Origin of the sequence: Streptomyces sp. NPDC001508 (genome assembly GCF_040298665.1) — a bacterium.
In the GTDB taxonomy this organism is placed as follows: Bacteria; Actinomycetota; Actinomycetes; order Streptomycetales; family Streptomycetaceae; genus Streptomyces.
In genome coordinates, this window is sequence record NZ_JBEPAP010000080.1 from 1 (window position 1) to 12925 (window position 12925).

At 74.0% G+C, this 12925-nt stretch carries 11 protein-coding genes; 6 read left to right on the plus strand and 5 right to left on the minus strand.

Going from position 1 to position 12925, the window contains the following annotated elements; all coding sequences use genetic code 11:
• Positions 1-207: 207 nt before the first annotated feature.
• Positions 208-1935, minus strand: coding sequence for a sensor histidine kinase (locus ABT245_RS40805; protein WP_351744657.1), 1728 nt, complete (start codon positions 1933-1935; stop codon positions 208-210).
• Positions 1936-2387: 452 nt separating this feature from the next.
• Here ABT245_RS40805 and ABT245_RS40810 point away from each other — a divergent pair, with 452 nt between their 5' ends.
• Entirely contained in the window at positions 2388-2849 is a 462-nt protein-coding gene (locus ABT245_RS40810; RefSeq protein WP_351744660.1) for a pyridoxamine 5'-phosphate oxidase family protein, read from the plus strand.
• Positions 2850-2855: 6 nt separating this feature from the next.
• Here ABT245_RS40810 and ABT245_RS40815 read toward each other — a convergent pair whose 3' ends face one another.
• A complete protein-coding gene (locus ABT245_RS40815) occupies positions 2856-3296 on the minus strand; it encodes a pyridoxamine 5'-phosphate oxidase family protein (RefSeq protein WP_351744662.1) in 441 nt (146 codons plus the stop codon).
• A 150-nt stretch (positions 3297-3446) separates the two neighbouring features.
• Positions 3447-4121 carry a helix-turn-helix domain-containing protein gene (locus ABT245_RS40820; RefSeq protein WP_351744664.1) on the minus strand — a complete coding sequence of 225 codons (675 nt, stop codon included), beginning with the start codon at positions 4119-4121 and terminating at the stop codon, positions 3447-3449.
• 300 nt (positions 4122-4421) lie between these two features.
• Between ABT245_RS40820 and ABT245_RS40825 the strand changes: the two genes are divergently transcribed.
• The 3 genes from ABT245_RS40825 (at position 4422) to ABT245_RS40835 (ending at position 7592) form a co-directional block, all read left to right on the plus strand.
• On the plus strand, positions 4422-4778 hold the full coding sequence (locus ABT245_RS40825; protein WP_351744666.1) for an STAS domain-containing protein: 357 nt from the start codon (positions 4422-4424) through the stop codon (positions 4776-4778).
• Between the two features lie 87 nt (positions 4779-4865).
• Positions 4866-6275 (plus strand): phosphoribosyltransferase family protein, encoded by a 1410-nt coding sequence (locus ABT245_RS40830; RefSeq protein WP_351744669.1) that lies wholly within the window; start codon positions 4866-4868, stop codon positions 6273-6275.
• Between the two features lie 177 nt (positions 6276-6452).
• Positions 6453-7592: a site-2 protease family protein gene (locus tag ABT245_RS40835; protein ID WP_351744671.1), complete on the plus strand. Its 1140-nt coding sequence runs from the start codon at positions 6453-6455 to the stop codon at positions 7590-7592.
• 180 nt (positions 7593-7772) lie between these two features.
• On the opposite strand, the gene ABT245_RS40840 is transcribed toward ABT245_RS40835, so the two are convergent.
• Complete coding sequence (locus ABT245_RS40840; RefSeq protein WP_351744674.1) at positions 7773-10154, minus strand: phosphoketolase family protein; 2382 nt, start codon at positions 10152-10154, stop codon at positions 7773-7775.
• Between the two features lie 47 nt (positions 10155-10201).
• Here ABT245_RS40840 and ppk2 point away from each other — a divergent pair, with 47 nt between their 5' ends.
• On the plus strand, positions 10202-11005 hold the full coding sequence (gene ppk2, locus ABT245_RS40845; RefSeq protein WP_351744676.1) for a polyphosphate kinase 2: 804 nt from the start codon (positions 10202-10204) through the stop codon (positions 11003-11005).
• Between the two features lie 5 nt (positions 11006-11010).
• Here the strand turns inward: ppk2 and ABT245_RS40850 are convergent, their stop codons facing one another.
• The gene (locus ABT245_RS40850) at positions 11011-11883 is read right to left on the minus strand and encodes a universal stress protein (protein ID WP_351744679.1); all 873 of its coding nucleotides are present in this window, start codon (positions 11881-11883) and stop codon (positions 11011-11013) included.
• A 305-nt stretch (positions 11884-12188) separates the two neighbouring features.
• Here ABT245_RS40850 and ABT245_RS40855 point away from each other — a divergent pair, with 305 nt between their 5' ends.
• Complete coding sequence (locus ABT245_RS40855; RefSeq protein ID WP_351744682.1) at positions 12189-12890, plus strand: response regulator; 702 nt, start codon at positions 12189-12191, stop codon at positions 12888-12890.
• Positions 12891-12925 lie beyond the last annotated feature (35 nt).

The window sequence follows — 12925 nt, forward strand, 5'->3', positions numbered from 1 at the left end:
CCCAGTACGCGGACGACCCTCCGCCTTGCGATGCACCGCACCAGACGCCGCGGGCCCCACCCTCCGGGCGGACGACGCTACTTTCGAAACACGCCTTAGGCCTGCCACGCCAAGGCCACCACCACGATCCGCAGCCGGCTCGTCCACGTTCCGGTCCGGATCGCCCGATCAACACACTCAGCGGCCCACCCCCTTCTGGGGCGGCGGCTACCGGGTTGGCAGGGGGGCGTGCCAGGTCAGGGTGGTGCCGCCCGTGGGGGGATCGGTCAGGGCCAGGTGGCCGCCCAGTTGCTCGGCGCGTTCCGCCATGTTGCTCAGGCCGCTGCGCCGGCCCCCGGGCGGGATGCCCACGCCGTTGTCGGCGACCGTGAGCCGCACCTCCCGGCCGTCCGTGGTCAGCACCACCTCGGCCCGGTCGGCGTGCGCGTGCCGGGCGACGTTCGTCAGGGCCTCGGAGAGCACGGCCACCACATGGTCGGCGATGTCCCGCGGCACATCGGTGTCGATCAGGCCCTCCATGCGCACACTGGGCGCGAACCCGAGGACCGACGCGGCCTCCCCTGCCGTCCGCACCACGCGGGCCCGCAGTCCCCCGCCGTCGGCCGCGCCCTCGCGGGCGCGCAGCCCGAAGATGGTCGACCTGATGATCTTGATGGTCTCGTCCAGGTCGTCCACGGCCCGCAGCACCCGTTCGGACGCCTCCGCGTGCTCGATGAACCGGCCCGCGCTCTGCAACGTCATCCCGGTGGCGAACAACCGCTGGATCGCCAGGTCGTGCAGATCGCGGGCGATCCGGTCGCGGTCCTTGAGCACCGCGATCTCCTGGGCGTCCTGGCGTCGCTCGGCCAACTCCAGGGCGATCGCGGCCTGGGCGGCGAAGCCCTGGAGGGTCTCGGTCTCCTGCGCCGAGAACAGCGGCTGCCCCAGCTCGCGCACCAGCAGGACCACGCCCCGCACGCCGCCGCCCGTGCCGATGGGGACGGCCACGGCGGGCCCGAGCCCGTGGAACCGCGGGGGCTGCTGGGAGACCCGGTCGTCGTCGGAGACATCCGCGCTGGTGACCGGCGCGGCGGCGGAGAAGGCGAGCCCCATCAGGCTCTCCTCCATGGGCAGCACCAGACCGCGGTGCGCGTCCGAGTCCGTGCCGACGGCGATCTCCACGGTGAGCGACCCGGTGTCCTCCATCGGCAGCGCCACCGCCGCCAGGGCCGAGCCGGTGATCTCCCTGGCCCGGTCGGCGATCAGACCGAGGGCCTGGGCGCGCTCGCTGCCCGCCATCAGGCTGTGGGTGATCTCCGCGTTGGCCTCCAGCCATCGCTCGCGCAGCCGGGACTCCTCGTACAGCCGGGCGTTGTCGATCGCCACGCCCGCCGCCACGGCGAGCGTGGACAGCACCGCCTCGTCCTCCGCGTCGAATTCCGCACCGCCGCGCTTCTCGGTCAGATACAGGTTGCCGAAGACCTGGTCGCGTACCCGGATCGGGACGCCGAGGAAGGTGTTCATCGGCGGGTGGTTCGGCGGGAAGCCGTAGGACGCCGGGTGCTGGGAGATCTTCGCCAGCCGCAGCGGTTCGGGGCGGCGGATCAGCTCGCCCAGGATGCCGTGCCCTTCGGGGAACGGGCCGACCTCGGCGATCTGCTCCTCGGTGACGCCGACCGTGTGGAAGGCCGACAGTCGCCGCCCGTCGGGTCCGATCACGCCGAGGGCGCCGTACTCGGCGTCGACCAGCACCAGGGCGGCCTCCACGATGGAGTGCAGGGCCTGTTCGAGTTCGAGTTCCCGGCCGACCGAGAGCACCGCCTCCAGCAGGCTGTGCACACGGTCGCGCGTGCCGCGGGCCGCGTCGATACGGCCCTGCAGTTCCTCCAGCAGTTCGTCCAGCTTCAGCTGCGGCAGCCGGACGCGGGCGTCCTGGAACTCGTCTGAGCTTCCCACCTGCGTTCCTCCAGCTCCCCTCGTGGGCACCGCCCGGCCCGTCATGTGCCACGGTAATGGTCCACGGCTCCGGGCGGTACGGGTACGCCGTTCCCGGCAGGGCCGCACGGCGCACCGGGCAGGGCCGGTCGGCCCTGGTGGCGGGGGCCCGGCAGCGGGGACAGTGAGATGAGGAGCGGCACCGATCCCCCGCGGTGTCGCTCCGTCCGTACCCGGTGCCCCGGCGCGGCCCGATCCCGGTGCCGCGGCACCGCCGCTGACCGCCCGGCCGCCCCCGGGCGGGACCGGTCGGCGGGACTCGGCCGGCCGGGCCAGGGTCGCTTCCTGGGCCGAAAGACCCTAGCGAAACCGCCCGTGGCGCGGTTCGAATGATCTGTCCGATCCGTCCAGGGCCGCTCGCGATGTCACCGCGGCACCGCCGAGCGCGCCGCGCACCCGTACGGAAAGCCGCGATGACCAGCAACGACGACCGACCGCGCCGGAGCGTGGAACTCGACCGGGCCGAAGCCCTGCGGCTGCTCGGCAGTGTGCCGCTGGGCAGGATCGTCTTCACCCGGCACGCGCTGCCCACGATCCGCCCGGTCAATCACGTCCTGGACGGCGGTGACATCGTCATCCGCACCCATGAGGGCGCGGAGCTGACCTCGCACGCCCGGTGGGCCGACGGGTCGGGCGTGGTCGTCGCCTACGAGGCCGACGCCATCGACCCGGCAACCCGCCTTGGCTGGAGCGTGGTGGTCACCGGCTACGCCCAACTGGTCACCGACCCGGACGAACTGGCCCGCTACCAGCGGCTGCTGCACCCGTGGGTGGCGCGCGCCATGGACCACGCGGTCCGTATCCGGCCGGACCTGGTCTCCGGAATCCGTCTCACCGCCGACGGCGCACCGCCGTCCCGGCCCGTGCCCGGGTGACGCGGTTCAGGGGGCGAGGTCCAGCCCGTAGAGGGTGCGGCCGCCGACCAGTTCCCGCCCGGTGACCAGTTCCGGCGCGATGCGTACAAAGACCTCGTGCGGCGCGGGCGCCCAGGAGCGCGGGCCGGTGCGCACCAGCCGTTCGTGTTCGGCGGCGTCGGTGACCACGGTGGCCGAGCCGGTGACGACGACGCTCCAGCCGGACTGCCGGTCCGGGTCGACCTGGTCGGCCTCGAAGGCGACCACCGACCCGTGGATCGCCCGCACGAGTTCCGAGGCGGCGGAGGTGCGCAGCAGCACGGTGCCGTCGGCGTCCAGGGAGAAGTTCACGGGAAGCACCGCCGGCAGCGCCTGCCGCGTGTGCACGATGCGGCCGACGGGCACCTTCGCCAGCAGCCGCAGGCACTCCTGCCGGTCCAGCTCGCGGAATCCGTCGTTCGCGTACATCTGTGTCCCGCCTCTCGCCTGGGTACGGCCGTGGTGGCGCGTCCATCCTGTGCGGGGGTACGGACCGGGCACGAGGGCCGTCGGTCCCCAGGGCCCCGGCGAAGGACCCGGACCGGATCCGGATCGGTCCGGGCCCGGGCCGGTCCCGGTTCAGACGGCGATCCGGCGTCCGGTGAGGGTGTACGGGTCGATGCGCACCCACAGGGTCCGGCGGCCGCCCGCCCACGGTGTGCTGTAGGCCCGGGCCACGAGCCGGCGTTCCTCCTCCGGGTCCGTGACGGCCCGGGCGTGTCCGCGCGCGAGGACGCTCCAGCCCCGGCTGAACGCGTCGTCGATGCGGTCGACCTCGAAGGCGACCTGGCAGCCCGCCGCCAGCGCCGGTGTGGTGCCGTGCGCGGTCCGGAAGACGATCGTGTCGTCGACGACGCTGTAGTTGACGGGCACGATGACCGGGCCCGATGCCGTGGGCACGCCGAGCCTGCCCACGCCGTGCGACGACAGCAGGGAGCGGCACTCGTCCGTGCTCAGCTGCGTGAACTCGGGGGTGCGTGCGGCCCGTCCGGGGCCCGGCGGCAGGTTCACGGTGCCGCCCGTGAGGTCGTTCACCGTGGTCTGCAGGACCTCGGCGAGCCGCATGAGGGTGCCGCTGCCCGGTGCCGCGCCGGGGTGCTCCTCCAGGTAGCGCAGGTAGCTGGGCGCCATGCCGGCCCGTGCGGCCGTCTGCCGCCGCGACAGGCCGAGCTGGGTGCGCCGGGTCGCCAGCCGCCGGCCCAGGTCGCCCAGGGGCGTGCCCTCCGCCACGTTCGTCAGGGAGTGTTCGGCCATGGCCGTCACGTCCTCTCGTCAGGCGTCCCGAACGGCCACGTCGTCGCGGTCGGGCACCGAGCCCGCCTTGAGCGGGCGGTCTCGGCGGCCCGCGCCAGCCGGCTGCTTCGGGGCCGGGACTGCCCCCCGGATTCAGCTTGGGCGCGGGCCGGTGGCCGCGCTTGGGCCGGTCGGGCCCCGTTGCCCGGCCGACGGGGCCCAGTCGTTGGCGGGCCGCCGGGACCGATGGACCCTGCGGTCCCCTCGTCGGGTACCGACCGGCCCTTCCGTAAGGCCGACTCGACGGGCTTCCCTCGTTGTATGACGCAGAACCGGACCGGTTCCGGCCCGTCGCCCGCGGCGCGGGTCGCCGACGGGGCGATGGTCGTGACATTGCACGGCGAGATCGATCTGCTGGTCGCCTCCCGGCTGTCGGCACGGCTCGACGCACTGACCGCCGGGCCCCGCCCCGACCTCGTGCTCGACCTGCGCACGGTGGAGTTCATCGACTGCGCCGGGCTCGGCGTGCTGTGCCGGACCCGCAACCGGGTGCGCGACCGGGCCGGCCGGCTGCGGCTGGTGACCGACAGCGCCGCCTTCCGGCGGCTGCTGAAGGCCACGGGTCTGAGGGACGTCTTCGAGGTGTACCCGCGGCTGCCGGCCTTCGGCGACGACTGACACGGCCGGGACGCGGCCCGCTGCCCGGGCGGAGCGCGCCGCCTGTGGCAGGGGCGGTCGCCTGCGGGGCGGGCAAGGAGGTGCCGCATGCGATTCGAGGACCGCACCGACGCCGGACGCCGGCTGGCCCGGCGGCTGGAGCCGCTGCGCGGCGCGAACGTGATCGTGCTCGGGCTGCCCCGTGGCGGCGTCCCGGTGGCGTACGAGGTGGCCCGGGAACTGGCCGCGCCCCTGGACGTGCTGGTGGTGCGCAAGCTCGGCGTGCCCTGGCAGCCGGAACTGGGATTCGGCGCGATCGGCGAAGGGGGCGTGCGGGTGCTCAACGATGATGTCGTCGCGGCCACCGGCCTCGGACCGGGCGAGCTGACCGCCGTCGAGGAGTGCGAACGGGCGGAGCTGGAACGCCGGCTGCACCGGTACCGGGCCGGCCGCGACCCGGTACCGGTGCCCGGGCGGACGGTGGTGGTCGTGGACGACGGCGTGGCCACCGGTGCCACCGCGGAGGCCGCCTGCCGCGTCGTGCGGCACGCGGGTGCGGCCCGGACCGTGCTCGCCGTCCCGGTCGGTGCGCGGCGCACGCTCGCCCGGCTGCGGGGCGTGGCCGACCAGGTCGTGTGCCTGGAGACGCCACGCCATCTGGGCGCGGTCGGCGCCTGGTACCACGACTTCACCCAGACCGGTGACGACGAGGTCGCCGCGCTGCTCGGGCGGGCCGCGCGGCCCGCGCCCGCCGGGCCGCACCCGCCGAACCGGGAGGTCGAGGTGCCGGCCGGGAGGGTGCGGCTGGCCGCCCGGTTCGTGCTGCCCGACCGTGCCCCGGCCGTGGTGGCGTTCGCGCACGGCAGCGGCAGCGGCCGGCACAGCCCGCGCAACCGGTATGTGGCCGCCGTCCTCAACCGGGCCGGTCTGGGCACGCTGCTGCTCGACCTGCTCACCGAGGACGAGGAACGCGACCGGCACAACGTGTTCGACATCGTGCTGCTGGCCCGCCGGCTGCAGGGTGCGTCCGCCTGGCTGCGCCGGGAGACCGGCCTGCCGGTCGGCTACTTCGGCGCGAGCACCGGTGCCGGGGCGGCGCTGGAGGCCGCCGCCGACGATCTGGGCGTCGCTGCCGTGGTCTCCCGCGGTGGCCGTCCCGACCTCGCCTCCCCCGCCGCGCTGGCCCGGGTCCGGGCGCCGACGCTGCTGATCGTCGGCAGTCTCGACACCCGGGTGCTGAGCCTGAACCGGCTGGCCGCGGACTGGCTGCGCTGTGAGCACCGGCTGGCCGTCGTGCCGGGGGCGAGCCATCTGTTCGTCGAGCCCGGCACCCTGGCCACGGCGGCGGTCCTGGCCCGCGACTGGTTCGGCGCGCACCTCGGCCACCCGGGGGCGGCGCGGCCCGAACCCGAGAAGTCCGAAGCGCAGGGGCCGGGAGCCGAGTCGTTCGACGCCGAGGCCGACGGACCCGGCGCGGGCCGCCCGGACGCCGACCGTCCGCCGCCGCGCTCGGCCTGATCCGGCCGGACGCTCCCCCGGCCCACTCCGTCCACTCCATCCGCCCTGCCCGCCCTGAATCTGTCCGCTCTGTCCGCTCCGTTCGCTCTACCCGGTTTGCCGTGTGGCGCCGGACAATGGACGTACCGCGGGAGTGCTCCGCGGGGACCGGGAGCCGGAGGGCGAGGCGAGAGGTTCGTGAAGGAGACGCTGTCCCTCGGCCGGATCGCCGGCGTGCGCGTCGGGCTGCACTGGAGCGTGCTGGTCATCGTCGTGCTGGTGACGCTCGCCCTGGCCCGGGGCCGCTTCCCCGCGGCCCACCCCGGCCACTCCGCCACGGTCTACTGGGCGCTCGCCCTGCTGACCGCGGTGGTCTTCCTCGCCTCCCTGCTGGTCCACGAACTCGCGCACGCGGTGGTCGCGCGGCGCAACGGCGTGCAGGTCGACGGCATCACCCTGTGGATGCTGGGCGGCGCGGCCCGGCTGCGCGGCGAGACACCGTCGCCGGCCGCGGAGCTGCGCATCGCGGGCATAGGGCCGCTGACCAGCGCCGTGGCCGGCGGTGTGTTCGCCGGGCTCGCGGAGTGGCTGGCGGCGCTGCGGGTCTCCGGGCTGCTGGTCGAGGCCGTGGCCTGGCTGGCCGCGATCAACATCGTGCTGGCCGTGTTCAACGCGCTGCCCGCCGCCCCGCTGGACGGCGGACGGCTGCTGCGGGCGTTTTTGTGGCACCGCACCGGCGACCGGCTGCGGGCCACCCGGGGCGCCTCGGCCGCGGGGCGGGGGCTCGGCTGGTTCCTGGTGGCGGCCGGTTTCGCCGCCGTCCTGTTCGCCGGGAACCTGTCGGGCCTGTGGTCGGCGCTGATCGGCTGGTTCCTGATCGCGGCGGCGACCGCGGAGGTGCGGCAGGCGGAGATGCAGGGCGCGCTGAAGGGCGTGCCGGTCGGCCGGGTCATGACCGCGGACCCGGTCACCGTCCCGTCCTGGACGACCATCGCCGGCTTCCTCGCCGAGGGGCCCTTCGGGCCCTACCGGCACTCCGCCTTCCCCGTCGTCGCGCCGGACGGCTCGGTGGCCGGGCTGTTCACCATGGCCATGGCCGACCGGACCCCGGACCGGGCCCGGTCCCGGACGACGGTGGGCGACGTGATGCGCCGCCTGCCGGACGTCGTGACCGTCGCCCCCGACGAGCCGGTCGTGGACCTGCTGCCCCGGCTGCAGGACGGCGGCGTCCGCCGGGCCCTGGTCCTCGACGGCGACCGGCTGGTCGGCATCGTCACCCTCGCCGACATCACCCGCGCCCTGACCTGGCCGACCGCGACGCCCCGGCAGCCGCTGTGACCCGGCACCGCCGCCCGCCGCCCGCCGCTTCAGCCGGGGGCTCACGAGCGGGGGCATGAGCCCTGGCGTCGTCCGTCCGCCCGGCCGCCCCGCGACGCCCGGCACGCTCCCCACGCTCTTCGAGCAGAAGGACGCCCACCCGAGCGCCGCCGCGAGGGGTGACCCGGCGAGGCGGCGCCGTCAGCCGGTCCAGCTCCACTCCGCGACCTCGGGCAGGTCCGCGCCGTGCTCACGGATCCAGTCGTGATGACGGGTCCGCGCGTCCACCATCGCCTGACGCACCCCGGCGGCACGCACGGCGAGCCCCGGGACCCGGTCGATGACGTCCATGACCAGCCGGAAGCGGTCGAGGTCGTTGCGGACCACCATGTCGAACGGGGTGGTCGTGGTGCCGGACTCCTTGTAGCCCCGTACATGCAGATGCCCGTGGCCGTTACGGCGGTAGGCGAGCCGGTGGATCAGCCACGGATAGCCGTGGTACGCGAAGATCACCGGCTTGTCGGCGGTGAACAGGCCGTCGTACTCGAAGTCGGTCATGCCGTGCGGATGCTCCTCGTGGGGCAGCAGCCGGGTCATGTCGACGACGTTGACGACGCGCACGGCGAGCTGGGGCAGATGCCGGCGCAGCAACTGAGCGGCGGCCAGCACCTCCTGTGTGGGCACATCGCCCGCGCAGGCGAGCACCACGTCGGGTTCGTCGCCGTTCTCGGTGCCGGCCCACTCCCAGACCCCGGCGCCGCGCGCGCAGTGGACACGGGCCTGGTCCATGGACAGCCAGTCGTAGCACGGCTGTTTGCCGGCCACGATGACGTTGACGTAGTCGCGGCTGCGCAGGGCGTGGTCCGCGACCGACAGCAGCGTGTTGGCGTCCGGCGGCAGATAGACGCGGACCACGTCGGGGCTCTTGTTGAGTACGTGGTCGACGAAGCCGGGGTCCTGGTGGGAGAAGCCGTTGTGGTCCTGCCGCCACACATGGGAGGTCAGCAGGTAGTTGAGGGAGGCGACCGGCGCCCGCCAGGCAAGCTCGCGGGACGTCTTGAGCCACTTGATGTGCTGGTTGACCATCGAGTCGACGATGTGCACGAACGCCTCGTAGCAGGAGAACAGCCCGTGCCGGCCGGTCAGCAGATAGCCCTCGAGCCAGCCCTGGCACACATGCTCGGAGAGGATCTCCATCACCCGGCCGTGCCGGTCGAGGTGTTCGTCCACCGGAAGGGTCCGTTCCTGCCATGCCTTTCCGCTGGCCCCGAAGACGGCCGCCAACCGGTTGGAGGCGGTCTCGTCGGGGCCGACCAGCCGGAAGTCCCGGCGCTCCCGGGTGTCCGCCATGATCTGTTCGAGGAGGTCGCCGAGGACCCGGGTCGGTTCGTGCAGGCCCCGGCCCGGCTTGTCCACCGGTACGGCGAAGTCGTCCAGGGAGCGGATCGGCAGCTCGCGCACCAGCAGGCCGCCGTTGGCGTACGGGGTGGCGCCGAGCCGGGCCCGGCCGGCCGGGACGCAGGCGAGGACGTCGGCGACCGGCCGGCCGTCCGCGCCGAACAGTTCCTCGGGCCGGTAGGAGCGCAGCCACGCCTCCAGCTGCCGCAGATGCCCGGGGTTCTCCCGGACGCCGGGCAGCGGAACCTGGTGGGCGCGCCAGGTGCCCTCGACCGGTACGCCGTCGACCTCGGCGGGCCCCGTCCAGCCCTTGGGGGTGCGCAGCACGATCACCGGCCAGTGCACGCGTTCGGTGCTGCCCTGCTCGCGGGCGGCACGCTGCGCCCGCCCGATGCGGTTCAGGGCGTCGTCGAAGGCGGCGGCCAGGGCGCGGTGCACCTGCGCCGGGTCGTCGCCGGACACATGGATCGGTTCGTGTCCGTAGCCGCGCAGCAGCGCGTCCAGTTCGGGCTCGGGCAGCCGGGCGAGCACGGTCGGGTTGGCGATCTTGTAGCCGTTGAGGTGGAGGATCGGCAGGACGGCGCCGTCGTGCACCGGGTCGAGGAACTTGTCGGAGTGCCAGGAAGCGGCCAGCGGGCCGGTCTCCGCCTCGCCGTCACCGATGACGCAGGCGACCAGCAGATCGGGGTGGTCGAACGCGGCCCCGTAGGCGTGGGCGAGGGAGTAGCCGAGTTCGCCGCCCTCGTGGATCGAGCCGGGCGTCTCCGGGGCGACATGGCTCGGCACACCGCCGGGGAAGGAGAACTGCCTGAACAGCCGCGCCATCCCGGCGGCGTCCCGCGGCACGTCCGGATAGGTCTCGCTGTAGCTGCCCTCCAGCCAGGAGTTGGCCACGACGGACGGCCCGCCGTGCCCGGGGCCCCACACGCACAGGGCGTCGAGGCCACGCGCCTTGATCACCCGGTTGAGATGGGTGTACACGAGGTTGAGGCCGGGTGAGGTGCCCCAGTGGCCGAGCAGCCGCGGTTTGATGTGCTCGGGGCGCAGCGGCTCGGTCAGCAGCGGGTTCGCGAGCAGGTAGATCTGCCCGGCCGCGAGGTAGTTGGCGGCCCTCCAGTGCGCATCCAGGGTGCGCAGTTCGTCGTCGGAAAGTACGGTGGCGTCCTGGTGTTCGGCAGGGGACATGAGGGCTCCGGAAGTCATCGGCACGGGTCAGCGGGGGTGGAGGCGGCATGGCCGGCAAGCAGGCGGAGAGGCTGCCGCGCAAGACGTACGAGAGGGAACTGCTGCGGCTGCAGACGGAGTTGGTCAAGCTCCAGGGGTGGGTGCGTACGCGGGGCGCGCGTCTCGTCGTCATCTTCGAGGGGCGGGACGCGGCGGGCAAGGGGAGCACCGTCAAGCGGGTCACGGAGCACCTCAACCCGCGGGTGGCGCGGATCGTGGCGCTGCCCAAGCCGACCGAGCGCGAACGCACCCAGTGGTACTTCCAGCGGTACGTGGAGCATCTGCCGGCCGCCGGGGAGATCGTGCTGTTCGACCGGTCCTGGTACAACCGGGCCGGTGTCGAGCATGTGATGGGCTTTTGCACCAAGGAGGAGTACCAACTCTTCCTGCGGCAATGCCCGGTCTTCGAGCGGATGCTGGTGGAGGACCGGATCCTGCTGCGCAAGTACTGGTTCTCGGTGAGCGACACGGTGCAGGAGGAGCGGTTCCGGCGGCGGCTTACGGATCCCGTGCGGCGCTGGAAACTGTCGCCGATGGACCTGGAGTCGATCACCCGCTGGGAGGCGTACTCCCGGGCGAAGGACGAGATGCTGGTGCACACCGACATCTGCGAGGCGCCCTGGTACGTCGTCGAGAGCGACGACAAGCGCCGGGCGCGGCTGAACATGATCGCCCATCTGCTGGACTCGGTGCCGTACCACGAGGTGCCCCCGCCGGTGCTTGAGCTGCCGCACCGGCCGCCGCCGACGGGGTACGAACGCCCGCCGCGCGCTCTGCAGAGCTACGTCCCGGACCATGCGGCGAGCCTGTGAGCCGCTCATCCCGGCTGTGGGACGACGGCGACCGGGCAGGCGGCGTGGTGCAGCACACCGTGGGCGACCCGGCCGAGCCTGAGGCCGAAGTGACCGTCGCGCTGCCTGGCCCCGACGACCAGCAGATCGGCGCCGTCGGAGAACTCGGCCAGCACCCGCCGGGCCGGCCCCTCGACGGTGTGCCGGTGCACCCGCACGTCGGCCGGTGCCTGCCGCAGCGCCTCCTCAACCGCCTCGTCGGCCAGTTGCGCGTACAGCCGGGCGGGTTCGTCGGCGAACAGCGGGCTGTCGGCGCTCGCCAACGCGGGGGTCCGCCAGGCCCGTACGACGTCCAGCGGCACCCCGCGCAGCCGTGCCTCGTCGAGGGCGAAGCGCACGGCGGCCGAGTCGGCGGGCTTCTCGCCGACGCCCACGACGATGCGGCCGCGCGTCCCGGATCCGGTGCGGTCGCCGGGGCCGGCGCGCACCACGATCACCGGGCCGTGCGCGCGGCCGGCGACCGTCGTCGCGACCGAGCCGAGCAGCGCCTCGGCCAGGCCGCCGCGCCCGCGGGAGCCCACGACCACCGCGGCGGCGAAGCGGCTCTCCCGGATCAGCGCGTACTCCGGTTCCTCCGGTACCGACTCGGCGCTCACCCGCAAGCCGTCCTGGCGGCGCCGGGCGCGCTGCACCGCGCTCGCGAGGATGTGTTCGCCGGTGACCTGCCCGGACGGCCTGCCGAGGTCCTGGGCGAGCGCGGCGCCCTCGTACCGCTCCCACAGGGAGCCGTACACCACTTTGAGCGGCGCCCGGCGCAGCGCGGCCTCGTCGGCGGCCAGGTCGACCGCCCGCAGGCTGTGCTCGGAGCCGTCGACGCCCGCGACGATCGGCCGGTCCATCGCGCTCACCGTCCCGCGCTCGAATCGAAGACGCCTTGGCCGGGGGCGCCCGGGGTACGCGGGCCGATGATGCGGGCCATGTTCGTCCACCTCCGCGGTAGGGGGCTGCGGGCTGCCGTCCGGTCAAGCCTGGTGGTCGCGGGCGCCGCGCGGCAGGGGCCGCTGGTCCCGCGGCGGGCCCGCCCGGCCCGTGCGGCGGCCGGGGCGAGGGGGCCGGTCGGCCCTAGTTGCCGACGGGACGGGCGAGCGATGATCCTTGTCGTGGGCAGCCGGCCGTCTGCCCTCAACCCGGGAACGAGGGACGCATGACCGAGACACGCACCTTCACAGAACAGGACCCCATCCGCGTGTTCCTGCTGGACGACCATGAGGTCGTACGCCGCGGACTGGCCGATCTGCTCGATTCCGAGCCCGACATCACGGTGGTCGGCGACGCGGACACGGCCGAGCACGCGCTGGTCCGCGGGCCGGCGCTGCGCCCGGACGTCGCCGTGCTCGACGTGCGCCTCCCGGACGGTGACGGCATCACGGTCTGCCGCGAACTGCGCGACCGCATGCCGGATCTGGCCTGTCTGATGCTGACGTCGTTCGACGACGAGGACGCGCTGCTCGACGCCATCATGGCCGGTGCCTCGGGCTATGTCCTCAAGCAGATCAAGGGCTCCGACCTGATCTCCGCGGTGCGGACCGTCGCCTCGGGCCAGTCGATGCTGGACCCGGCGACGACGGCCCGGCTGATGCGCTCCCTGCGCGCCGATCCCGCGGAGCCTCCGGCGGTGCCGTCCGAACTGGCGAGTCTGTCGCCGCGCGAGCGGGACATCCTCGCGCTGATCGGGGACGGGCTGACCAACCGGGAGATCGGCAGGCGGCTCTATCTGTCGGAGAAGACCGTGAAGAACCACATCTCGCGGCTGCTGGCCAAGCTGGGCGTGCAGCGGCGGGTGCAGGCCGCGGTGCTCGCCTCCCATCTGGATCAGCCGGAGCCGGGCGGACGCCCGGCCAGGTGACGGCGCGGGCGCCCGGCCACGTGACGGCCCCGAGG